The 23,433-nt window shown below is 60.2% G+C and carries 23 protein-coding genes, 1 tRNA gene and 1 pseudogene; 8 read left to right on the top strand and 17 right to left on the bottom strand.

Annotation, left to right across the window (positions count from 1 at the left end; genetic code table 11):
• Positions 1–13 precede the first annotated feature (13 nt).
• The gene (locus DMP17_RS01145) at positions 14–523 is read left to right on the top strand and encodes an acyloxyacyl hydrolase (protein ID WP_337827246.1); all 510 of its coding nucleotides are present in this window, start codon (positions 14–16) and stop codon (positions 521–523) included.
• Between the two features lie 42 nt (positions 524–565).
• On the opposite strand, the gene DMP17_RS01140 is transcribed toward DMP17_RS01145, so the two are convergent.
• Positions 566–949: a nuclear transport factor 2 family protein gene (locus tag DMP17_RS01140; RefSeq protein ID WP_337827245.1), complete on the bottom strand. Its 384-nt coding sequence runs from the start codon at positions 947–949 to the stop codon at positions 566–568.
• A gap of 192 nt (positions 950–1,141) precedes the next feature.
• Here DMP17_RS01140 and DMP17_RS01135 point away from each other — a divergent pair, with 192 nt between their 5' ends.
• Positions 1,142–2,734: an ABC-F family ATP-binding cassette domain-containing protein gene (locus DMP17_RS01135; protein WP_337827244.1), complete on the top strand. Its 1,593-nt coding sequence runs from the start codon at positions 1,142–1,144 to the stop codon at positions 2,732–2,734.
• A 562-nt stretch (positions 2,735–3,296) separates the two neighbouring features.
• Here DMP17_RS01135 and rplL read toward each other — a convergent pair.
• From rplL to DMP17_RS01080, 11 genes are all read right to left on the bottom strand, one after another.
• Positions 3,297–3,674, bottom strand: coding sequence for a 50S ribosomal protein L7/L12 (gene rplL, locus DMP17_RS01130; RefSeq protein WP_337827243.1), 378 nt, complete (start codon positions 3,672–3,674; stop codon positions 3,297–3,299).
• 58 nt (positions 3,675–3,732) lie between these two features.
• A complete protein-coding gene (rplJ, locus tag DMP17_RS01125; RefSeq protein ID WP_337827242.1) occupies positions 3,733–4,248 on the bottom strand; it encodes a 50S ribosomal protein L10 in 516 nt (171 codons plus the stop codon).
• Positions 4,249–4,617: 369 nt separating this feature from the next.
• On the bottom strand, positions 4,618–5,847 hold the full coding sequence (locus DMP17_RS01120; RefSeq protein WP_337827241.1) for a hypothetical protein: 1,230 nt from the start codon (positions 5,845–5,847) through the stop codon (positions 4,618–4,620).
• Between the two features lie 151 nt (positions 5,848–5,998).
• Positions 5,999–7,543 carry a hypothetical protein gene (locus tag DMP17_RS01115; RefSeq protein WP_337827240.1) on the bottom strand — a complete coding sequence of 515 codons (1,545 nt, stop codon included), beginning with the start codon at positions 7,541–7,543 and terminating at the stop codon, positions 5,999–6,001.
• 205 nt (positions 7,544–7,748) lie between these two features.
• Complete coding sequence (rplA, locus tag DMP17_RS01110) at positions 7,749–8,441, bottom strand: 50S ribosomal protein L1 (RefSeq protein ID WP_337827239.1); 693 nt, start codon at positions 8,439–8,441, stop codon at positions 7,749–7,751.
• Positions 8,442–8,445: 4 nt separating this feature from the next.
• Positions 8,446–8,877, bottom strand: coding sequence for a 50S ribosomal protein L11 (rplK, locus tag DMP17_RS01105; RefSeq protein ID WP_337827238.1), 432 nt, complete (start codon positions 8,875–8,877; stop codon positions 8,446–8,448).
• A 262-nt stretch (positions 8,878–9,139) separates the two neighbouring features.
• The gene (locus tag DMP17_RS01100; protein WP_337827237.1) at positions 9,140–9,505 is read right to left on the bottom strand and encodes an endonuclease domain-containing protein; all 366 of its coding nucleotides are present in this window, start codon (positions 9,503–9,505) and stop codon (positions 9,140–9,142) included.
• Between the two features lie 122 nt (positions 9,506–9,627).
• Positions 9,628–10,059, bottom strand: a complete 432-nt coding sequence (locus DMP17_RS01095) for an organic hydroperoxide resistance protein (protein WP_337827236.1) — start codon at positions 10,057–10,059, stop codon at positions 9,628–9,630.
• A gap of 177 nt (positions 10,060–10,236) precedes the next feature.
• A complete protein-coding gene (nusG, locus tag DMP17_RS01090) occupies positions 10,237–10,773 on the bottom strand; it encodes a transcription termination/antitermination protein NusG (protein WP_337827235.1) in 537 nt (178 codons plus the stop codon).
• Between the two features lie 31 nt (positions 10,774–10,804).
• Positions 10,805–11,014 (bottom strand): preprotein translocase subunit SecE, encoded by a 210-nt coding sequence (gene secE / locus DMP17_RS01085; protein ID WP_337827234.1) that lies wholly within the window; start codon positions 11,012–11,014, stop codon positions 10,805–10,807.
• A gap of 312 nt (positions 11,015–11,326) precedes the next feature.
• Positions 11,327–11,402 (bottom strand) — tRNA-Trp (locus tag DMP17_RS01080).
• A gap of 272 nt (positions 11,403–11,674) precedes the next feature.
• Here DMP17_RS01080 and DMP17_RS01075 point away from each other — a divergent pair.
• The 4 genes and pseudogenes from DMP17_RS01075 to aat form a co-directional block, all read left to right on the top strand.
• A complete protein-coding gene (locus DMP17_RS01075; RefSeq protein ID WP_337827233.1) occupies positions 11,675–13,099 on the top strand; it encodes an HNH endonuclease in 1,425 nt (474 codons plus the stop codon).
• Positions 13,100–13,144: 45 nt separating this feature from the next.
• Entirely contained in the window at positions 13,145–13,621 is a 477-nt protein-coding gene (locus tag DMP17_RS01070) for an SMI1/KNR4 family protein (RefSeq protein WP_337827232.1), read from the top strand.
• A 379-nt stretch (positions 13,622–14,000) separates the two neighbouring features.
• Complete coding sequence (locus tag DMP17_RS01065; protein ID WP_337827231.1) at positions 14,001–14,744, top strand: hypothetical protein; 744 nt, start codon at positions 14,001–14,003, stop codon at positions 14,742–14,744.
• Between the two features lie 208 nt (positions 14,745–14,952).
• A pseudogene (gene aat / locus DMP17_RS01060) lies at positions 14,953–15,561 on the top strand (leucyl/phenylalanyl-tRNA--protein transferase); the annotation flags it as partial.
• Here the strand turns inward: aat and DMP17_RS46345 are convergent.
• The 4 genes from DMP17_RS46345 to DMP17_RS01040 all read right to left on the bottom strand — a co-directional run bounded on the left by DMP17_RS46345 (position 15,558) and on the right by DMP17_RS01040 (position 17,795).
• A complete protein-coding gene (locus DMP17_RS46345) occupies positions 15,558–16,058 on the bottom strand; it encodes a DUF2155 domain-containing protein (RefSeq protein WP_443217870.1) in 501 nt (166 codons plus the stop codon). The pseudogene aat and the gene DMP17_RS46345 sit on opposite strands and share 4 nt — an antisense overlap.
• Positions 16,059–16,300: 242 nt before the next feature.
• Positions 16,301–16,696, bottom strand: coding sequence for an NADH:ubiquinone oxidoreductase subunit NDUFA12 (locus DMP17_RS01050; RefSeq protein WP_337827228.1), 396 nt, complete (start codon positions 16,694–16,696; stop codon positions 16,301–16,303).
• Between the two features lie 84 nt (positions 16,697–16,780).
• Positions 16,781–17,236: a DUF192 domain-containing protein gene (locus tag DMP17_RS01045; RefSeq protein WP_337827227.1), complete on the bottom strand. Its 456-nt coding sequence runs from the start codon at positions 17,234–17,236 to the stop codon at positions 16,781–16,783.
• A gap of 25 nt (positions 17,237–17,261) precedes the next feature.
• Entirely contained in the window at positions 17,262–17,795 is a 534-nt protein-coding gene (locus DMP17_RS01040; RefSeq protein WP_337827226.1) for a regulatory protein RecX, read from the bottom strand.
• Between the two features lie 93 nt (positions 17,796–17,888).
• Here DMP17_RS01040 and DMP17_RS01035 point away from each other — a divergent pair, with 93 nt between their 5' ends.
• The gene (locus DMP17_RS01035) at positions 17,889–19,760 is read left to right on the top strand and encodes a fatty acyl-AMP ligase (protein ID WP_337827225.1); all 1,872 of its coding nucleotides are present in this window, start codon (positions 17,889–17,891) and stop codon (positions 19,758–19,760) included.
• 232 nt (positions 19,761–19,992) lie between these two features.
• A complete protein-coding gene (locus DMP17_RS01030) occupies positions 19,993–22,359 on the top strand; it encodes a putative bifunctional diguanylate cyclase/phosphodiesterase (RefSeq protein ID WP_337827224.1) in 2,367 nt (788 codons plus the stop codon).
• Between the two features lie 45 nt (positions 22,360–22,404).
• Here DMP17_RS01030 and DMP17_RS01025 read toward each other — a convergent pair whose 3' ends face one another.
• The gene (locus DMP17_RS01025) at positions 22,405–23,136 is read right to left on the bottom strand and encodes a ParA family protein (RefSeq protein WP_337827223.1); all 732 of its coding nucleotides are present in this window, start codon (positions 23,134–23,136) and stop codon (positions 22,405–22,407) included.
• Positions 23,137–23,433: the final 297 nt, after the last annotated feature.

Genomic DNA, 23,433 nt, shown 5'->3' with positions numbered 1-23,433 from the left:
TGGTGTAATCGCGATGGCGGGGCTGGCCTTGACAGGTGCAGCTCCCGCAAGCGCACAGGAAATATTTGCAGGGATGGCGGTGCATGGCGTCGATACGCCCTTCACGCTCAAAACCTATGAGGAAGGCGCGGACATACAGATTGGCGTGCGGTCGCAGCCGATCGAGGGCCTTAAGCTTATCGGCAAGCCGTCGGCTTATCTTTTCGGGTCGGTCAACACAAAAGGCGACACCAACCTTGTCGCGGCGGGCTTAAGCTGGAAAATCGGCAAGCAATTATATGTGCGGCCCGGCATCGGCTTGGCCGTCCATGACGGGCCAAAGCTGCGTTATGATAGTAAAGGCCGCCGCACCGACCTTGGCTCGCGCATCCTGTTCGAGCCGGAAATCGGTGTCGGTTATCAAATTGACCCGCGCTTCAGCATCGAGGCGCATTGGAGCCATGTCAGCCATGCGCGCCTGTTCAACAGCAAGCAAAATCCCGGCCTCGATATGATCGGCGCGCGGGTCAATGTGAAATTTTGAGGGGGGGCTTTTTTAACGCCCCCGCATCCGGAACGCTGTCCGTCAGAACATCGTATTTTCATTCGCCGGATTGGCGGGGATGTCTTGTTGCACATCCCAATGTTCGACAATCTGGCCGTTTTCGACGCGGAAAATATCGACAATCGCGCGGCCCGGATCGTCGGCATTTTGCGTGAAATGGACGTGGAGCCATACCAGATCATCCGCCGCTGCCGCGCGCATAATCCGGCATTTGGCGTCGGGATTGTCGATGAAAAACTGGCTGAAATAGCCGGTAAACGGCGCTTTGCCGTCCGGCACATAAGGATTATGCTGGATATAGTCATCGGCGACCACCGCCGCGCCTTCATCCACCTGATGATCGTTAAAGACTTGATTATAAAAGCGCGTGACCAGCGCAAGGTTAGTTTGGGCTTCGTCCGGCATGACGCGCCTCCTTTTGCGGATTAGAGGGAGAATGATGCAATCGCTTTGCCGACATTCAATAGTATAGGCGGTTGTATTGCGTGCATTTTATCTTTATATGCCCCGAAGGCATCTCCTACAGGAAGGGTGATATGAACCTCTAAAGCTCAAGCGCAACCTATGGTTTCTATGCTCTTGGCAAGGTGATGTTTCATGGCCCTCCTTACGTTCGACCAATTCGCCCTCGCGACGCCCGATGGTCATCCGCTTTTTTCCGGTCTTACGCTGGCGCTGGGGCGCGAGCGCGTCGGCCTTGTCGGCCGCAACGGCAGCGGCAAGTCGAGCCTGTTAAGGCTAATCGCGCAAGGGGAAACGCCTGCTGCGGGGACCATCGCGACGCAGGGCCGTATCGCCATGCTCGACCAATTGCCGCCCGATGGCGCAATGCCGGTCGCCGATGCACTGGGCATAGGCGATGCGTGGGCGCAGGTAGCGCGCATTGAAGCGGGCCAAGGGCGTGCCGCCGATTTCGAAACCGTGGATTGGTCCTTACCCGCGCGGGTCGACGGCATCATTGCCGATCTCGGGCTCCCCGCAGATATTATGACCCGCCGCATCGGCAGCCTGTCGGGGGGCGAGCATATGCGCGTGGCGCTCGCCCGGCTGTTGCTCGCCGCACCCGACCTTATCCTGTTGGACGAACCGACCAATAATCTCGATGCGGAGGGTCGCGCGGCGATTACGGCGCTGCTGTCAGGCTGGAAAGGCGGCGCGCTGGTTGCCAGCCATGACCGCGCGTTGCTCAACCATATGGACCGCATCGTCGAATTAAGTCCCGCATCCGTGCGTATCCATAGCGGCGGCTGGGACAGTTTTGCCGCCGCGCGCGAGGCCGACCGCGCGCGCAAGGAGGAGGCACTGGAACAGGCCGCGCGTGCCGTCAAAACCGCACGTCGCGACGCACAAAATGCGTTTGAAAAACAGGCGCGACGCGATCGGGCCGGCCAGTCGGAAGCCCGCAAAGGGTCAGCGCCCAAAATCCTGCTCGGCGCGCAAAAACGCCGCGCCGAAGCGACCGCGGGGCGTCTCGATGCTGCGGCAAGCGCACAGATAGAGGCGGCTGAACAGCAACAACGCCAAGCGCAGGCCGGGGTCGATATTCTCACCCCCATGCGCTTTGCCGTGCCGCCGACAGGACTTGCCGCCAATGCCATGCTGGTCGAAGCGCGCGGCGTATCACTGACAGTTGCCGGGCGCACCCTGTTCGGTCCGCTCGACCTTATTGTGCGCGGCCCCGAACGCATCGCCCTCACCGGCGCTAACGGGTCGGGCAAGACCAGCCTGCTGCGCCTCCTGCTTGGCACTGACGCACCGACACAGGGCCGGATTACCGCCGCACATCACCGCATGGCGCTGCTTGACCAGAATTTGACGCTGCTCGATGCCCCGCAAGGCGAGGAACACAGCCTGCTTGCGACCATGCAGCGGCTGAACCCCGGCCTGACCACGCAGGACGCCCATGCGGCGCTTGCGGCGGCAGGGTTTCGCGGGCGCTGGGCCGCGCGGTCCGCCGCGTCCCTGTCGGGCGGCGAGCGGATGCGGCTCGCCCTCGCCTGCCTGTTCGCAAGGCCTGATCCGCCACAAATGCTGCTACTCGACGAGCCGACCAACCATCTCGACATGGAGGCCACCCTATTACTGGAAACCGCCCTCGCCGATTATGACGGCGCGCTGCTATGCGTCAGCCACGACGCCGCCTTCCGTGATGCCATCGGCTTGAAGCGGGTCGTGCATTTGGGCGGATAGGGCTGGCAAGAATGGGTGGCTTTGTAGAGGTTTCATGCGGAGGCGCGGAGGGTTCGGGACGGGTTCTTTAAGTCGGGTTCACGCGAAGGCACGAAGACGCGAAGATTAATGGTTCGCGCCTATCGCGGTCCCGCGCGGGCGACAAATTTTGAAAAAATTCTTCGCGCCTTCGCGCCTTCGCGTGAACCTTATATTCTCCCCACATAAGTTAGAGAGAAAATATAGGCACCATCCGCCTCCCCCGCCAAAGCCCGTCATCACCGCGCAATATTGGTCATGCACCAGTATCGGGATACATGTTGCGGAGACAGATTATGGGATTATTTGCACTCTTGAACACAGCAATGGCGGCGCAGGGTGCAGCCCCCAAGCGCGCGGTGACGCCAGCACCGGAAGCAGCGGACAGCGATCGCACCCAAAGCTTTGCGCGCTCCAACGATGCTGCGCACAGCTCCCCGCCCGATTTCACACCGCGCACGCCTTTGCCCCGCGCCCGCCAATAAAAAAAGGCGGCCCCGAATGTCGGGACCGCCCTTTTTGTGTCGGCAAAAGCCGAAACGGATTACTTGAGTTCGACGGTCGCGCCGGCTTCTTCAAGCTGCTTCTTGAGCTTTTCCGCTTCGTCCTTGTTGACGCCTTCCTTGACAGCCTTGGGCGCGCCTTCGACGAGCGCCTTGGCTTCGGTGAGGCCGAGGCCGGTGATCGCACGGACTTCCTTAATCACGTTGATCTTCTTGCCGCCATCGCTCACGAGAACGACATCGAATTCGTCCTTGGCTTCAGCAGCCGGTGCGTCGCCGCCACCAGCAGCCGGGCCAGCAACTGCAACAGCAGCAGCAGCCGAAACGCCCCACTTTTCTTCGAGAAGCTTCGCGAGTTCAGCCGCTTCCAGAACGGTCAGAGCCGAAAGGTCGTCAACAATCTTGTTCAAATCAGCCATTGATAATCTCCATGTGGGGCTTTCAAAAATGCGCCCCGAAAATGTTTAAACGATAAAGTTATGCTGCTTCTTTGGCGGCATATGCGCCAAAAATGCGAGCAAGCTGGGCAGCCGGTTCCTGAGCGATCTGGGCGATCTTGGTCGCGGGTGCATTGAGCAGTCCCACGAGCTTGCCACGCAGTTCGTCCAGCGACGGCATCGAAGCCAGTGCCTTCACACCATTTGCGTCGAGCAGGGTATCCCCCATCGCGCCGCCGACGATCTCGATCTTGTCGGTCGTCTTGGCGAAATCGATGGCCACCTTTGCCGCAGCCACCGGATCAACCGAGGATGCAAGCGCGACCGGACCGGTGAGCATGTCACCAATCTGTTCGTAAGCGGTGCCTTTCGTCGCAATTTTGGTGAGGCTGTTCTTCGTGACCTTGTAGGTAGCGCCCGCTTCCCGCATCTTGGTGCGCAGGTCCGTCGATTGCGCGACGGTCATGCCAAGGTTGCGGGTCACAACGACCACGCCCACTTCACCAAAGAGAGCGTTCAGATCAGAAACCACTACAGGTTTTTGAGCACGATCCATGCCATTCTCCACTTTAATACCTGCACGGGTTTCAGCCCGTACAAGCGAACGAAAATATGAATGACCCACCTCTGGCACAGGCCAGCGGCATTTCATTCACGACGATGTCCGTGGGGATCGTTGCCCGGGCTTTATCATTGGGTGCGAAGACCATCTTAAAGCCGAACCCGGCGGATCATGCCGCCGGTCAAAAACTTTTCCCCGTCTAGGTTGGAGATTAAGACCGGCAAATTTCCGGTCACCAACTGTCTCGGACGGACAGGAACAACAGAATCATTCCTGTTAAGCCCCGAAAGGCTTGCGCGGGCCTTTAAGCGAAGTGGAAACGGATTGCAAGCGGCGAGACAAATGTGTCCGCACCCGCCCGTCCTATCCGCGTTTGTTGACCGAGTAGCCGACGCTGACCGTTTTGACGGAGGGCGGCGGGGGGCGGCGGCGTTGTGGCGGCGGGGGCGGTGCGGGTTCGTCCACAATGTCGGAGACTTTGAGGCGGCTCACGATACGGCCGTCCGAGGCGGGTTTGACCGGTTCGGGGGGTTGCGCCGCGCGGGGTGGCGGAGGCGGCGCAGCTTGCGGAGCCGCAGGAATATGCGCGTCGCCGGTCGGCGCTTTGATGCGGCTGACGATACGGCCATCGGCGGTGGGCTTGACCGGTTCGGGCGGCGGCGGGGCGGCCATCGCAGGCGCTGCGGGGGCTTGGCCCGGCATCCGGGCGGGCGCGCGCATAGCCGCAGGTGTCGCCGGGACGGGCGCTTTGGGCTTGGGGGCTTTCAACGCATTGGTGATCGGCGCGGACGCATCGCTTTCGCTCAATTCATCGGCGAACGGCGTCTGGCCGAGTTCGATGCCACCATAGCCTGCTGCGGCGGCCACCGGCGCATCCTTGCGACGGCGGGTAAAGACATAGGCCAAGCCGCCAAGGCCGAGCAGCGCCGCCCCGCCCAGCGCCCAAGGCAGGGTCGTGCCCGTGTCCGCATCCGGCACTATTGCCGCATCGCTGGCGTCGGTTGCGGTGGTCGCGCCGGTATCGGTCGGACTGGTCGGAAAGCTGGTGAGGTCGCTTGCGGGCGCGCTGCTTGTGTCGCCCGTTTCCCTTATTGCGGGCTGGCCAAGCGCAGGGGTACTAGCCCCCTCCCCGCCTGTCACCGCATTGCCCGCGACCGGTGCGCTGGCGGTTGGCGCAGCCGTGCGCGGCTGCGGTGCGCTTGTCGACCGGCCTGCTGTAGCGCGTTCGGCAGGCGCAGCGGTCGACGTCGCCGGATTAGCCGTGCGCGGCGCTGTCCGTGTGACGGGCGGCGCGACGGGTGTAGCTTGAGGCTGGGGCTGGCTCACGGGCGCGCGGAACACCGGCTCGTCGGGCGGCGTATCGCGTAATTGGGTTTCCAGCGGCGCAGGCGGGCCTTGCACCTCGCGGCCCTGTTTGGGCTGGCTTTTGGGTTGCGACGCGGGCCCGGTGATGCTGCCGGTCGTGCTTTTCTGCGGAATATCGCGCAAATCCTGCGCGGCTAGCGGCGCGGAAAGGCTGGCAAAGCCAAGCACCGCAACAGCAAACACGGCACCGTCAAGCGCGGCCCGTGACCGGAAATTCAAAACTGTCATGCGCGCCATATTAACCTTTTCTGCGCGCCAGAAAAGCCGGAATGATGCAATGCCGCCCGACATTTATGCCGTCCGGACGGAAAAAGCCCGGAGCGCCGCCGCCTTCGCGGGAAGATGCTGGCGCTCCGGGACGGACGATGAGGATCAGGGCCTAATTGGCAAATTTATGCTTCGACCCGAAGCTGATCGTCCGGGTAGTCCGGGGTGCAGCGGTCTGCTGGAGCGCAGCACGCGCGCGGGACGGGGTTGGCGTGGGGGCTGCTGTCGTTTTGGCCGCGGCTTTGGTTGCCGTTTTGGCCGCGGCCTTGTTCAGCGGCTTGGCTGCCATTCGCTCGGTGAGCGAGCCGACCGCGATGGTCGGTGCTGTCGGGGCGGGTGTAGTGGCACCCTCGACAGGCTCCATCTCCGCCTTGGCCGCAACCTCTGCGGCTACTGGTAACGCAGGCGGGGCGGCGTCTTCCGCCGCCATCCGGTCAAGCTGGCGCGCGCGTTTGAGGCGTGCCTTGCGGGTCTTGAACGGATTTTCAGGCGTCGGGCCTTCATCAACAAGCGCTTCATGATAGCCGATGCTTTCGGCAAAGACCGGTTCAGGCGCACCCGCCGCCGCCGCTTCGTCGCGCAGTTGCGCTTCCATTTTGGCGACCTCGGCGCGCAGCATTGCCTGTTCGGCGGCTTCATCCTGCTGTTTCAGCGCCGCGCCGGTGGCCAGAATCGGCGCAGCGGCGGGCGCGGATTGCGTCACCGGCTCCGTCACGGGTGCAGGCGCCTCGACGACCTCCTCCCCTGCAAAACCCTCGCGCGGTTCCGGTTCGGGCGCATAAGCCACCGGCTCCGGCGCGGGTTCGGCATAAGGGTCCGCATAGGGCGCATCATAGCCATAAGCCGCTTCGGCTTCGGCTTCGGCTTCGCGGCGGCGCCGCATGGTCATGCCGAAACCGGCCAGACCGAGCGCGGCAAGCCCGCCCACGGCCCACGGCCATACCGGCATCCCGCTATTATTTTGCGAAACAGCGACCGGCGCGGCATTATCGCTCGTAGCTGTTATATCGTCAGGCGGCACAGCAAGCGCAGGATCGCCCGCAGCCTCTGCGCTTTCATTCAAACTTGTATCCGGCATCGCGCCAACCGCGCTCCCCGTGGCGGCTGCGGAAGGCCCCGCGACATTATCCCGCGCGCTTGTTTGCCCGCCACTGGCCGACGGCGCGCGGCTTTTAACCGCCGCCTTGGGCGCAGCTTTTTTAGCAGCAGGTGCGGCGGCTTTGGCGACCTCTTCGGCCTTGGCGCTCGCCTTGGCTTCCTCGCTGCTTTGGGTCGCGGTCGCATCGACCGCCTTTTCCAGCGCTGGCGATGGTGCAGCTTTAGGCGGCGTCGCTTTGGGAGCAGGTGTCGGCGTCACCGATACCGGCAATTTCAGCACTGGCGGCGTTGGCGCAGGGGCCGGGATCGGCGCGACCTTGGGCGCAGGCTTAGGGGCCGGGGCAGGCTTGGGCGCTGTAACAGGCGGCGCGGCGGTCGTCGGCTGCGGCGCGGCTTCCTGCGCGAGCACAGGCACCGGAGAAAAAGCAAGGACAGCGGCAATCGCGGCCAATGCCGGGTGATGCAGAGGAATAGACTTCTTCATGGCTGGCTGGGAACGCTGTTTAGCAGCAATGGATGCACAAGGCACAAGCGTTTCGGACGAACCGACGCGCCGCACGCGACGGGCCGAGCCGCATAAATAACATCGCGCCCGCATAAGTCCCCACGAAAAAGGCCGGGGAAGTTACCCTCCCCGGCCTGATTTCAACTTCACCGTTCGCCCTGAGTAGCAGCGAAGCTGCGTATCGAAGGGGCCTTGCCAAACAAGATGCTTCGATACGGGCTTGTTCCAAGCCCTACTCAGCACAAACGGCTATTAATTATTATGCAGCGACTTCGTTCGTGTCGATCTTGAGGCCCGGGCCCATGGTCGAAGACAAAGCAATCTTCTTCACATATTTGCCCTTCGAGCCCGAAGGCTTCGCCTTGACGATCGCGTCCACAAACGCTTCGAAATTCTTTTTGAGGTCAGCGTCCGAGAAACTCGCTTTGCCAAGACCTGCGTGAATGATACCGGCCTTTTCGACGCGGAATTCGATCTGGCCGCCCTTGGCTGCCTTGACCGCTTCAGCGACGTTCGGGGTGACGGTGCCAAGCTTGGGGTTCGGCATCAGGCCCTTGGGGCCGAGAACCTTGCCAAGACGGCCAACAACGCCCATCATGTCCGGCGTTGCGATAACGCGGCCATAATCGAGATTGCCGTTCTGCATGTCTTCCATCAAATCTTCGGCACCAACCTTGTCAGCGCCAGCCGCCAAAGCCGCTTCGGCCTTGTCGCCTTTCGCGAACACGGCGACCTTGACGTCCTTGCCCGTGCCAGCCGGAAGCGTGACAACGCCGCGCACCATCTGGTCAGCATGACGCGGATCAACGCCGAGGTTCATCGCGATTTCGATGGTTTCGTCGAATTTCTTCGACGTATGTTCCTTGAGCGTCTTCAACGCTTCGTCAAAGCCGTACAGCTTTTCCGCGTCCAGACCGGCCAGAACCTTTGCTTTTTTCGTCAGTTTAGCCATGTCCTTAGCCCTCCGTCACTTCGAGGCCCATTGCGCGGGCGCTGCCTTCGATGATCTTGGTCGCGGCTTCGATATCGTTCGCGTTCAGATCCTTCATCTTCATTTCGGCGATTTCCGCGAGCTTCGAGCGCGTAATCTTTCCTGCCGAAACCTTGCCCGGCTCCTTCGAACCCGACTTCAGGTTCGCGGCCTTCTTGATGAGGAAGGTTGCCGGCGGCGATTTCGTGACAAACGAAAAGCTCTTGTCGGCATAAACGGTGATGATGGTCGGAATCGGCATATTCTTTTCGAGGCTGTCGGTCGCCGCGTTGAATGCCTTACAAAATTCCATGATGTTGACGCCGCGCTGACCCAAAGCAGGGCCGATCGGCGGCGAAGGATTGGCGGTGCCAGCAGGCACCTGGAGCTTGATATAGCCCGCAATTTTCTTAGCCATGTTTCACTCTCTTTCAAGTTTAGCGGTCAAGCGGCAGCCAAAGCCACCTCCCGCACAATTTCCCGAATATATAAGGGAAGGCGCGCGCATAGCGGGGATGCGGGGGAAATGCAAGGGGGAGGAATACTCTACATTCCTTCTCCCTTGATGGGAAGTGATGGAAGGTTTGGGTAAATCATGCCCCCGGCATGATTTAGAAATGCATGGGATGCATTTCGGCCCAAACATCCATCACTGATGTGAAGACTTGGCAGCTTGCTGCCTAGTCGTAGCTGGATGAGGGTGTTCTCTCCGCAATCACCGCCGCCAGTTGCTCCAATACCGCCTCGCGATTATCCCTATATTCGTTATTCCAGAAACGAACGACCCTATAGCCTTGTGCTTCAATAACCGTAGTCCGGCGCGCATCCACCTGTTCACTATGTTGACCGCCATCGAGTTCAATCACCAACTTCAACTGATGCGAAGCAAAATCTGCAATATAATGGGCAATCGGCACCTGTCGCCGAAACCGCATGACTGGCCAATATTCGCGCAAATCCTTCCATAATTGTTGTTCAGCGGGCGTCGCATTTTTACGCAACGTGCGTGCGCGGGGAAAAGATTGTGGCGGCGGGATATGTTTCATGGGTTTGGGTTTAGCGGAGAGAACACCCTCATCCAACTCCGCCTAATCTCACTTACGTTCGATAAGGCTCCATATCCTTCTCCCATCAAGGGAGAAGGATTGCGCCGATGTCTCACTCCCCCTCACCCCCGCGTCGTCGTTTTCACATCAACACTCGCCTTGATCGCATTGGAATAGGGGCAGATATTATGCGTGGTGTCGACCAGTTTCTTCGCGTCCGCCTCGTCCAGACCCGGCAGATAAGCGTCGAGTGCCGCCGTAATGCCGAACCCGCCTTCGGAGCGCGGGCCGATGCCGATGGTGGCGGTGACGGTCGATCCTTCGGGGACGGCGATGCCGGTTTCCTTCGACGCCACCCGCATTGCGCCCAAAAAGCAGGCGGAATAGCCGAGCGCGAATAATTTTTCGGGGTTGGCCCCGTCGCCGCCGGGACCGCCCATTTCTTTGGGGACGACCAGTTGCAGCGCCATGCTGCCATCTTCCAACTCGGTCTGCCCGTCCCGTCCGCCACCGCTCGCGGTCGCCGATGTGGTATATTTTGCGTCAACGCTCATGATCCCGATGCTCCTTCATCCTTGGAAAAGCTGCCCGACAAAATAACGCGCGAACCACCCAAACGATGCACCAGCCCCTCCCCGAAATAGGGTTCTTCAAGGTGGTGGCACCCACGGCATAAAAAAAGCCGGGCCGCTTTACGCGCCCGGCTCTTTTATTCCCAATGGAAACCCGTCTTATTTGACGCGTTCGACCTGTTCGAAGTCCAGTTCGACCGGGGTTGCGCGGCCGAAGATGGAGACCGAAACCTTGACCTTATTCTTGTCAAAGTCGAGCTCTTCGACGACGCCGTTGAACGAGGCGAACGGACCTTCCAGCACCTTGACGCTGTCGCCGATTTCATAATCGACCTTGATCTGGTGCTTGGGCGCAGCGGCGGCTTCTTCCTTGCTGTTCAGGATGCGCGCGGCTTCGGCTTCCGAAATCGCTTGCGGCTTGCCCGACGAGCCAAGGAAGCCCGTTACCTTCGGCGTATTTTTGACGAGGTGATAGACATCGTCATTCATGCTGAGCTTGGCCAGCACATAGCCGGGGAAGAATTTGCGTTCCGACTGGACTTTCTTGCCGCGACGCACTTCGGTCACGGTTTCGGTCGGCACTTCGACCGCTTCGACCAGTTGTTCCAGCCCCAAACGGGTGGCTTCCGTCAAAATCGCATCGCGGACCTTGTTTTCAAAACCCGAATAAGCGTGAATAATATACCAGCGCGCCATAATGCCCGTTCTGTCCTGCCAAATAACTGTCTTACAAAAGCTCGATGAGCTTCCGCACGATTAAGCCGAAAAAGCTGTCCACACCAAAGAAAAACAGGCCGAGGATAGTCGCCATGATCATGACCATGATCGCCGTGCGCAGCGTATCCGGCCAGGTCGGCCAAGCGATTTTGCTTCCTTCGGTACGGACCTGACTGATAAAAGTACCAATCGAGACCCGCTTCTTTGTGTCGTCAGCCATGAACAGCCCCAATACTATATTTTGCACATTCGCGCCCGAAATCCTTAGCGCCCGTCCGAAAAGACGCGGAGCATAGGGGGCGCTTCCATGCGACCAGATAGGCGCCGCGTCCCATACCCGCAACCCCCGCTTGCCCGTAAGGCCAGCGGGGAGAATATGTGCGACTCCTTTTAGCCAAGGCGCCGCCGATACCCGCCATGCCGCCGATTTGCAAGGCCTTTGCGCCGCACAAACAGGTGCGGTTTTCCTCGCCCGCGACTCAATCAGCGGCCCTGTCAACGGCAATGTCTGTGAAGAAGTCTGGAAAGATTTTGGCAGGGGCAGCAGGATTCGAACCCGCGACCCTCGGTTTTGGAGACCGATGCTCTACCAGCTGAGCTATACCCCTAGGCCAAGGACAGCGCCCCTACCGTGCGCGGATGCGGAACGCAAGAGGGAAGAGGAAGAGACGGCAAGATAGCGCGCACAAAGCCGCCACTGGGAGTCGCCGCGCACATGACAATTATTTGACAATCCACCACAGTCCGTCGCGCAAAATACTCCATCTGCCTGACGAATCTAAACGATATGCTGATACCCGGACCGTCGTCCGGGGCGTATTCTATTCTCCGGAACTGCAAGATCCAAATCGAGCTTCATTCCAACACGTAAGGGAAAATCATGACGATCAGCAGCCAGCCCGCCGGACCCGTTCGCACTTCACCGCCGCCGCCCCCGCCGCCACCTGCTCCGCCGCCAGCACAACAGGCGTTACAAACGCGCAGCGGCCAGCCCGCGCCCGCGACGCCAGCCATTCCCGCTTCTCCCTTCCAGCAAAGCTGCACCACCAGCCCGGCCCCGCCGGTGGCAAGCTGGGCCTCGCGCCCGCAAGGCGATGGCTATCGCACCGCATGGGATACGACCGCGACCCGGCTCGGCACACAAAATCCGATTGCGATCCGCACCGAAATCGAACGGAAATTGCATGAAGCGCAAGGGCTGGACGGCTATCGCACCGCGTCCGCTTCTACCACGCCCGCTTCTACTGCCCCTGCGGCCCGCACCGGCGAAGAAGGCCCCGATCCGGTCAAACTCGGCCTCGATCTTTCGCAAATGGCGCTGGACATTGTCGGCATTTTCGAGCCCACCCCGTTCGCCGATGGCTCCAATACCATCATCTCGATCGGGCGCGGCATCGGGTCGCTGATCAGCGGTGACGGCGAAGCGGGCGGGCATTTCCTCAATGGCGGCCTCTCCGCGCTCGGCATCATCCCCTATCTCGGGGATGCGGCAAAACTCGGCAAAATTGGCAAATGGGCGCAGACCGTAACCGACGGCATTTCCGCCATCGCCGCCAACCCTGCCGCCCGCGCCGCGATTGAACCGGGCTTGAAGGCGATCAAGGACGCCCTCGACAAAATCCCGCAAGACGCGCTCGATAAACTCCCGCAAAACGCGCGCGAATCCATCGAAGGCATGAAGCGCCAGCTCGATGAATTTCTGGGCGGTGCGGTCGGCGCGGGCAACCGGCTTGAAAATGGCACATTGTTCCTCGGTGCCAATCGCGGGGCTTCGACCACCATTAATGGCCGCACGGTTACGATTGGCGATACACCGACCGTGACACGGCAGGGCGACCGTTATACAACCACCGACATCAACGGACAGGATGTGCGCCTGCGCCAACCGGCGACTTATGACAGCCGCACGGTTAATGCAGATGGCACGGTCGATTATACCAAGGGTGATATGACGGTAAAATATGACGCCAACGGCTTCCCGGTTTTCCATGCCAAGGCGGACCTGTATCTGGATCTGTCCCATCTCAATTCCAAGAAGGATGGCGACCATTTCAAGGCCGCAAATGAAGCGTTGGGCAATGCCTTGCGTGCCGATAGCAGCTTGGCACAAAAGCTGGGCCTAACGCCCGAACAGGCCAATCAGATCATGCGCCAGCCCCCGTCCGCAAAAGCCCCCGAAGGCTTGACCTGGCACCACCACCAAGATACCGGCAGGATCCAGTTGGTGGACAGAGCGGAACATGCCCATTTTTCGGGTGGGCATACCGGCGGAATGCGGCTTTGGGGCGGCGGCCGGTCGGGTTAATCGGCTTAGCCTTGCAAACCACTTAAATATTGGAGACCGGACAGCATGGTAGACTGGCAACCCTATTTCAGCGCCACCCCTGTACCAACCCCTGCCACACAGGCCGATGTCGCGAAAGCCGTCGAGCAGGCGAAAGCCCCGTTGCGCGAAGATGTGCAAAAATTGCTGGCCGAACGCCAAGGCCAAGCACCGGAACAAGATGTCATCGACATTGGCGATGACGGCAACACGGCCTTTGGTCCGATTTTGGTCGTCTCCGATGTGCCACCAAGCAGCACCGCGGGCACCTACACCGTTTCCTTCGCGATCAATGCCCTTAAGGAATGGTCGCCCCCAGCGGACGGCAAGCCTGCCTTCTTTCCGTTCGCGTCCAACACATCGAGCGGTTGGTTTTGTGTCGACCAACGCGATCCGGCCCAGCCTATCGTGTTCATCGATTTCAACTATGACCCCGACGAACAAGGCGCCATTACGCCGGTCGCGCCGGACGTCGCGAGTTTGCTGGCCAAGCTTCGGCCTTAAGCAAAGTCATTCGCCCCCCTTCTCCCCTTGTGGGAGAAGGGTAGGAAGCCTTAGCCGCAAGGCTTAGGCGTAGTTGGAAGAGGGGTATGCGAGCCAGAGGCTCGCGCGATTGCGATGCAATCGCTTACCCCTCACCCAGCTTCGACTAAGCTCACTACGTTCGCTAAGTCTCCACAACCCGTGTTTGAATTTGAGGGTAAACCATGCCCCGTATGGTTTAGAAATTGCCGGGGGCAATTTCGGCCCTCAATGCCAAACACGCCCACAAGGGGAGAGGGAATTTCCATACCTAAACCAAACCCAAAACAACCCCTGTCCTACAGCCGCGCACCCTGCTTGCCTGCCTTTCGCCCCTCAACATTGCGCGAAAGGAACTGCCATGCCTGCCTACACATTGCCGCCCAAACGGCTTTATCCGCAAACGCCCGAAGGCGATGAAGTGCCTGAATTTATCCCTTGGCGACCGGAGCGGCGGCGGTCGCGAGGATGGTCGATCCATGACCAGCGTTTGTTTATCCATGAACTGGTGCGCTGCGGGTCGGTGACGGCAGCGGCGCGGGCGGTGGGGAAATCGCCGCGCTCGGCTTATTTGCTCCGCGAAAAGCGCGGCGCGGAAAGTTTCGCGGTCGCGTGGCACCGTGCGCAGGCCGTCGGGATTGATAAGCTGCGCGACAATGTCATCGAACGCTTGATCGACGGCGAATTGGTGCCGCATCTTTATCATGGCAAACTGATCGGGCATCGCCGCAAATTTAACGACCGGATGATCCTCGGTGCGCTTCAAAGCCATGCACGCGAGCATCATGGTGACGGCGCCAATGTCGCTTATGAATATGGCGATCTGGAGGCCTATCGCCAGCGGCTTGAAAATTGGGAAGGATGCTTGCGCTCGCGCGAAGAAATGCTGTCGTGGGACGTGCGGGCGCGGGAAGAGCAGGAAGCCGAATGGGAGCGCGAAGTTTATTTGCGCGAATATAATAGGCTGAACAAAGCCGCCCGCGCCGCCGAACAGCGCGAACGGGCCAAAGAGGTGCATAGGCAATGGGAGGAGATACGCCGCAAACAGCGCCAGCGCGGCTATGGCCCCGACCCGCAGGACGGGCCGCGCGTGTGGACTGTATGACTATGCGACCGGCGGTGAAGAGCGCGCGCCACCTCTTCTCGCGGGAGAAGGCGTGCGGACAAGAGGGAGCGAAAATAGGAAACCGGAATTTGCCGATTTGCCCGAACTTTGCGAAGCTAAGGGGGTGTTTTTGGCGGAAATCTAGGCTTTTTGCTTTTTCCGTCGATTTGTTACTTTATGTCCTCATCCGGAAAGCTATTATTATATAATGTCCCGTCCTAATCCGCCGCTTGCCCCCCGTCTTGACCCGCTCTTGCTACTGCGCGCTTATGCGATGGGGATTTTTCCGATGGCGGATGATCGCGAGGCAGAGGATATTTATTGGGTCGAACCCAAGACGCGGGGGATATTGCCGCTCGATGGCTTTCATCTGTCGAAATCCTTGCGCAAACTGGTGCGCTCGGACCGCTATCGGGTGACGAGTGACACCGCTTTTCGCGCAGTGATTTCCGAATGTGCGGCGAGCGCACCCGACCGGCCTTCGACTTGGATTAACAGCCTCATTGAAGAGGCTTTCATCGTCCTCCATGCGCTCGGCCATGCCCATAGCGTCGAGGTGTGGGACGATGCCCCGCTGGCCGAAGGACGGCCGCCACGGCTGGTGGGCGGGCTTTACGGCCTGTCTTTGGGCCGCGCTTTTTTTGGCGAAAGCATGTTCAGCCGCGCCGACAATACCTCCAAGCTGGCGCTCGCTTGGCTGGTCGCGCGGATGAAAGCGGGTGGATATGCGTTGCTCGACTGCCAGTTTATCACCGACCATCTGGCCAGTTTAGGCGCGATCGAGATTAGCCGCAGCGACTATCTCGCGCGGCTTCATTCAGCCTTGGGCGATTCGGTCGGCGCGGCCTTATCGTCCGATTTGGGCGCGGGGGAAGCCGCTGCCGGCGCTTTAGCGGCCGGAGCCTTGGCCGCTGGAGCCTTGGGCGCGGGCGCTTTGGCGGCGGGCGATTGGGGCGCACTCGATCCGCTCTTGGCGGGCGGATTGACGCTGCCGGGCGAACCTTCGACACCGGCCAGCCCTTCGCGGTCGGGATTGTCAACGTCGGCAGGCTTGACCGCAGGGCCACCGCCCGGCGTCGTCATCGCACAGCTTTTGACGATGACATCATAAATCGGGTGCTGAACGACATTCAATTCGGGCCGTTCGCGGAACAGCCAGCCGGAAAAGCTCCGCTTCCATTTGCCGTCGCGCTCCAGCGTCAAAAGCTGGACAAAAGCGCCGGCTTCTGCGGGCATTTCCCACGCAGGCGCTTGCTCACAAGCGCGCAGGCGGACGACCGCGCGACCTACGCGGATTGCTTCGCCGGGCTTCATTTCAAGATTGCGGACAAGGCCGTTGCGCTTGTTCAAAAGCCCGATCACCGCGACCCGTTCGGCCATCGGCGTGGTGCCTTCAAGCCCGCCTTCGACATCCTTCACCTCATCCTTATTGGAAAGCGCAACGGGGGTCGAATCGGTGCCGGTCGGGCCTTTTTTGGCGGCCTCACTGTCGCGGCAGGCGGCGAGTGTCAGGCACAGGCCAGCCATTGCCACAACAACAGGGAGGCGGGGACGCATCATGCGCCGTCCGGGTTCCATGCTTCATAATCGCCGGTCGCCCGCGCCCGGACGCCGCCCATTTCCAGCGCGCCGGGGGGATAATAGGCATGGTTAGTGCCAGTGAGATTGCCCGTCGCGGGCTTTTCCCACACGCGCACCGGCGGCATAACGGTCGGCGGCGCATCGACGGGGATGTCGTCAATCGTGTGGTGCAGCCAGCTATGCCATTCGGGCGTAAGGCGGCTCGCATCATTGGGGCCGTTATAAATGACCCAGCGGCGGCCATCCGACCCCGCATAATAGCGGTTGCCGAACGCATCCTCGCCCACCTGATCGCCTTTGCGCCAGGTATAGAGTGCGGTTCCGATGGTGGCGCCGTTCCACCATGTGAAGATTTTGCCAAACATTCCCATGGCCGAGCGCTTAGCGCCTTACCCCATAAGGCTGCAAGACCGAATATGGCGGTAAGGCCGAGGCGGCGCAGCACAAAGCGCAATTCACGGGCGCTTTGCCCCGTTATCGGTCCAGATGACGGTGGCGCTTTCGTCCAGCCCAAGCGTCGCGGCGGTCCCGCCCGCCAGTTCCAGCACCGCTTTGACCTCGCCCCCGCTCGCGACCGGCGCAAGCGATTCGGGCACGGTATTTTCCGCAATCCGGTCAATCGTGCCGTCCGCGCGAATGAAAATCATGTCGAGCGGGATGAGCGTATTCTTCATCCAGAAGGTCGCAATTTTGGGCGGATCGAACGGGAACAGCATCCCGCCTTCTTTGGGGAGGCTAGTGCGGCCCATCAGGCCCTTGGCCTGTTCATCGGGGGTGCGCGCGACCTCGACCGTGAAACTATGCTTGGCCGTGCCTTGGGTGATGATCACATCCGCTTTGCTATTTTCCTGCTGGCATCCCGCCAACAGCAAGGGCGCGGCGAGCATCAGCGGCAAGAGGCGTGCGTTCATAGAGGCGATTATCCTTTGGGGCCGGTCAACAATCGGGGCGATAATTATCGACATCCGCGCCCGGTTCAAGCGCGATCAGCGTGCGCGCCATCTGCATATCATGCCCCGCCCGCAAAAAGGCCGCGAGCGCGCGGCGTTGCTGGTCAGCATCAAGCGGCGCGTTGGCATAAGGGCCGATGCGTTTCTTGCGCGCAAAAACGAGCGCCGCGTCCCAGCGCCCGTCTTCGGCCAGTTGGTCGGCTTCGCTGCGATCTTCCTCGCCGATACCGTCCCGATAATAGACATCGGACAAACGCCTTTTGCCATAGCCCCGGCGCAGCAACGCGCCCGCTTTCATCGTCGCATAGGCTGCATCATCTATATAGCGCAGTTCGACCAGCCGGTCAGCGACTGCATCCAGATCAGCAGACCGCTCCCCGCCCCAGCCGCGCTCTCTCAGCTTGCGCGCAAGATAGGCCAGCAATTTGGCGCGGCTGGTCGCATAACGGGCGACATAGGCCAGCGCCAGTTCGTTCAGACCTGCTTCATCGAGCGGCGGTGCAATACGGGCTTTTTTCATAGGGATTGACTTGCGTTTATAGGCTTTTTACCGGCAATCACAATCTTGCCACAGTCGGGCCGGAATTTGACCGCCTCCTAACGTCTAAAAGCGATGCTGAGAAAATCCGCATTGCGCAAGAAACAGGGCGAAAACGCCCGGAAATATGCGCCTTTACGGGACCAGAATTTGATAAGGAGTTTATCGGTGAACGATATGACCGATACCGTCATTGACCGCAAAAGTGCCGCAGGGGTCGCACTGGAGCCAACGCCGACCGATTGCAGCCTGCCGCGCCGCCTGTCGGATTTCGCCACTTTGGGCGAAGCTTTGGACTATGCCGCGCAAGGGACACGCGGTTTGAATTTCCACGATCCGCGCGGCACATTGACACGCCCCTACCCGTTCCGCGAAATGCGCGATGACGCGCTGAAAATGGCCTATCGCCTGATCGCCCACGGGGTAAAGCCGGGCGACCGTATCGCGCTTATCGCCGAAACCGGCCCCGATTTTGCTGCGCTCTTCTTTGGTGCAGTTTATGCGGGCGCTTGGCCCGTGCCGCTGCCGCTCCCCACCAGCTTTGGCGGGCGCGACAGCTATGTCGACCAGCTTTCGGTCCAGCTTAAAAGCTCGGACCCGTCGATCCTGTTCTTCCCCGCAGAACTGGCCGAAATGGCCGGTGATGCCGCCAAGGCGTGCAAGGTTGAAGGGCTGGACTGGGAAGGTTTTACCGCGCGCGAGGCCAAGCCGGTCGCGCTTCCCGAACAGAAGAGCGATGAAATTTGCTATCTGCAATATTCGTCCGGTTCGACCCGCTTCCCGCACGGGGTTGCGGTGACCCATGCGGCGTTGCTCAACAATCTGGCGGCCCATTCGCACGGCACACAGGTGCGCGACGGCGACCGCTGCATTAGCTGGCTTCCCTGGTATCATGATATGGGGCTGGTCGGCTGTTTTCTCTCGCCGGTCGCCAATCAGGTATCGACCGATTATCTGAAAACCGAAGATTTTGCGCGCCGCCCGCTTGCATGGCTTGACCTTATCAGCCGCAACAAGGGCCAAACGCTCAGCTATTCGCCGACCTTCGGCTATGATATTTGCGCGCGCCGCGTGTCGAGCCAGACGCAAGTATCCGACCGGTTCGACCTGTCGCGCTGGCGGGTTGCAGGCAATGGCGCGGATATGATCCGCCCCGACGTGATGCAGGCCTTCGTCGATGCGTTCGCCGATGCAGGTTTCAGCGCCAAGGCATTCCTGCCAAGCTATGGCCTTGCCGAAGCGACGCTTGCCGTGTCGATCATGCCGCCGGGCGAAGGCATCATTGTCGAGCTGGTCGAAGAAACCGAATTGTCGGGCGACAGCGGCGCTGCCAATGACGACCGCCCGCAACGCTATCGCGCGATGGTGAATTGCGGCAAGCCGGTCAAGGATATGCTCGTCGAAATCCGCGAGGAAGATGGCGCGGTGTTGCCTGAAAAGGCGATCGGTAAAGTCTGGTGCAAAGGCCCGTCGCTGATGGTCGGCTATTTCCGCGACCCTGAAGCAACCGATGCGTGCATGAAGGATGGCTGGCTCGATACCGGCGACATGGGCTATATGTCGGACGGCTATGTCTATATTGTCGGCCGCGCCAAGGACATGATTATCATCAACGGCAAAAACCATTGGCCGCAGGATATTGAATGGGCGGTCGAACAGCTTCCCGGGTTCAAGGCGGGCGATATTGCCGCTTTTGCCGTGACCACGCCGGGCGGTGAAGAAACCCCCGCCGTCCTCGTCCAATGCCGCACCTCCGATGATAGCGAGCGCGTCCAGTTGCGCGAGCTTATCCGCGAAAAAGTGCGCGCGATTACCGGCATGAATTGCGTGGTGGAGCTTGTCCCCCCGCGCACCTTGCCGCGCACCAGTTCGGGTAAGTTGAGCCGTGCCAAGGCGCGCGCGCAATATCTTAGCGGGCAAATCCAGCCTTATGATATTGCGGCCTAACCGCTAAGGCGGGGGGTGTGAACCGGCCTTGAGCCACATTTTATGCCAATGAAATCAAGGAAAGGCGGGTGTTTTGCCCGCCTTTCTTTTCTCAATCCGGCAAGGGCTGCCGCAAACATCCGCGTCATCTGCCCCCAAAACCGTAACGCCGCGTAAAATTTTTTTTGCTTTAAGCACTCAGCTTACCGCGTCGCTTACCATTCGATAACAAACTCGCCCTATACCGATGCTCGTGACGACACCAAATAGCCATACCCAGATCGACGATTCGGACCTTTCGCTGCTGCATATCCTGTCCTTGAAAGAGGCCAAGGGGAGTATGTGGGACGAAGTGCGCGCCGAACAAATTGCAGATTCCAGCCGCTTTTCGCTGTTGCGCCTGATCGGGATGCTGGTCGCGGTCGCCTTTGCGGGCATCATTTTCCATGAAGCGATCAGCCCGTTGCTGCTCGGTGGTTGGGCGCTGATTGCGACGCTTGGCATCGTCCATATGCACCGCGTCCAAAAGCAGCAGCAAAATGATTATTCGCGCGGCGCGCCGATCACCGCGATGCGCCGCGATGCGTTGAGCAGCCTCATATTGGGCGCAATTTGGGCCACGCCTGCTATCGTTTTCGTGCCGACCGCAGGCCTTGGCTATGGTTTTGAGTTCTGGGTGTTGAGCGCGACCATGATGGTCGGCATCACCGCGATTACCGCCGCGACCCCTGCCGCCTGCTTCTCCTTCATCACCCTACTGTGCGTTGCCAATGCGGTGATGGCGGTGTGGTTGGGCTATCCCTTGTCGGGCCTTGGCACCTTGGCCTTTGGCGGTGCGCTGCTGGCGCTGTGCGTTTCTTCGGCGCGCGATTTCATCCGCTTCAAAACGGCAGAGACCACGATTGTCGATAAGAGTGAAACGGTGAGCCTGTTGCTGCGCGAATTTGAAGATGCGGGCGCGGACTGGCTGTGGCAAATCGACTTTGCCCGCCGCCTCACCCATGTGTCGCCGCGTTTTGCCTATGCGCTGGGCAAGGAAATGGAAGAGATTGAAGGTAAACCGCTCGTGCAACTGCTGGCGGGCGATACTTGGGATACGGGCCGTTTCCCGTCGGCCCTCCATGACCTTGCCGAACGGTTGAACCGCCGCGAAAGTTTTTCCAACCTGCTCTTGCCGGTGCAGATTGGCAGCAATACCCATTGGTGGGAATTGTCCGCCAGCCCGCGCGTCGATGAAAAGGGCCGCTTCATGGGCTTCCGCGGCGTCGCCTCGGACGTAACTCTGGAGCAGGCCTCGGCTGCCAAAATTGACCGCATGGCACGCTTTGACAGCCTCACCGGCCTGCCCAACCGCCAGCAAATTAACGAAACGCTCGCCAAGGCGCTCGAACATAGCGCGCAATGGAAAAGCCGCTGTGCCTTCATGATGATCGACCTTGACCGCTTCAAGGCCGTCAATGACACGCTCGGCCATCCGGTCGGCGACCGTTTGCTTGAACTGGTCGCGAACCGCCTGCGTTCGATCATGACCAATAACGAGCTGTGCGGCCGTTTGGGCGGGGACGAATTTGCGGTGGTCGTGCGCGATGTGCCGGACACCAGCTATCTCGACACGCTCGCCAATCAGATTATCACCAGCCTGTCGCGCCCCTATGAGGTCGACCAGCAAACCCTCTATATCGGCGCAAGCGTCGGTTCTGCGACCGCGCCGCGCGACGCGCGCACCGTCGAAACCATGATCCGCAGCGCGGACCTGGCGCTCTATCGCTCCAAGGATAAGGGCGGCAATATCCATTATGCCTATGAACCCGGCCTCCATGTACAGGCCGAAGAACGGCGCGTCATCGAAATTGCATTGCGCAAGGCATTGGAGCGCGGCGAATTCACCCTCAATTACCAACCCGTCGTCACCGCCAATGAAGGCGCGATTGACGGGTTCGAGGCGCTAATCCGCTGGACCAATCCCGACCTTGGTAGCGTGTCGCCCGCCAAATTCATCCCGATTGCCGAAGATGCGCGCCTCATCGGCCAGATTGGCGAATGGGTGCTGCGCACCGCTTGTCATGAAGCGATGAACTGGCCGTCCAATATCCGTGTCGCGGTCAATGTGTCCGCTGAACAATTAGCCGACCCCAATTTTGTGTCGGCGGTCGTTTCTGCTTTGTCGCATAGCGGCCTGCCGCCGCGCCGGTTGGAGCTGGAAGTCACCGAAAGCGTATTTGTGCGCGATGGCGGGGGCGCAGCGCAAATGCTCGACCAGTTGCTCGGCCTTGGCATCCGCTTGTCGCTCGACGATTTCGGTACCGGCTATTCCTCGCTCGGCTATTTGCGCGAAACCCGTTTCAGCACGATCAAAGTGGACCGCAGCTTTGTCCAAGGGGCAGCGCATAACAAAGCCGAAAGCCTTGCGATCATCCGCGCGGTGGTCGCTATGGCCGACAGCCTTGGCATGAGCACCACAGCCGAAGGCGCGGAAACCGAAGCCGAAGTGGAAATGATCCGCAATCTGGGCTGCAAGAAAATCCAAGGCTATTATTTCGGTCGCCCGATGGCCGCGCAGGATGTCAATGAGTTGTTCCGCGCCCAACCCGAAGCGTTGAACCTCGGTTACGCCTCCTGAGGCTTCTCGCGGGCCTAAATCCGGCCCTTATCTCATCTGTCCTGCTTAAATCTGGCTAAGCCGCTTCTCGATCGCGCGCCATAATGTCGCATAGGCTTTATAGGCCGGAGAGGGTGCAGCGAATGCCCCCAAGGGCCGCGCCTCGCTTGATGCCTGCTCAACCACGCTCGCCATCGGAATGACCGGCCAGTCTTGGTGGAGCGCCAGTGCCTCCTTATGCACTCGCCGCCGCTGGTCGACCATCGAATGGAGCGGGAGCAGCGGCGCCTGCCGCCCTTTCTTTTCGTCCATAAACTGCACCACCGCGTCAAAAGCGCGTTGCGACAAAGCGGACGGGATGACCGGCACAATCATCACATCGGCGGCGCGCATCACCTGCTCTGCGGTTTCGGTAAGGCCGGGCGGGCAATCGAGGATGATGCGGTCATAATGGCCCGACAGCGTGTCGATAATCCGCGCGAGCCTTTTCTTCTTGTCGAGTTCGAACAAAAGCCGGTCCAGCCCGCGCAGACTCATATCGGCGGCGAGCAGGTCAATCCCTTCAAAGCGCGAGCCGCGCACCAGCTTCATCGGGTCAATCCCGCGCGCGAACAGCGAGCGCACCTCCTGCTTTAACGGCAAGCCGTCGCCCAATATATAGCTCGCCGCGCCCTGCGGGTCCAAATCCCACACCAATGTGCGGCGCGCGCTCTGGTTTGCGGATAGCCAAGCAAGATTAACTGCGGTCGTGGTTTTGCCCACCCCACCTTTGAGGTTATAGACCGCAACCGTCGCCATTTTTATTCCTTTCGTGTCGCACCACCCCGCCGAATCAGCGGGCGCTACCCTAGCAGGATGAAGCTTATGTGACACGGCACGTGCGGGCGCTTGTTTAGGATTGTTATCATTTCATCGACGCCTGAAAACGGTTCGCCGACGCCGAAATAAGGGGTTCCGCAGCTCGTCGCCCCGACAATGCGATTCGTCGGAAAGCGACAAGCGACGGGCTTTATTCCTTAACTTTGGCTGACTAACCCGCCTCATCACCAAATTTCAAAAAGCATCCGAAGACGGGGCTTCACAGAGCGGGATCGC

The organism is Pseudonocardia sp. TMWB2A (assembly GCF_017312135.1).
This window is presented reverse-complemented; position numbering and strand designations above follow the sequence as displayed.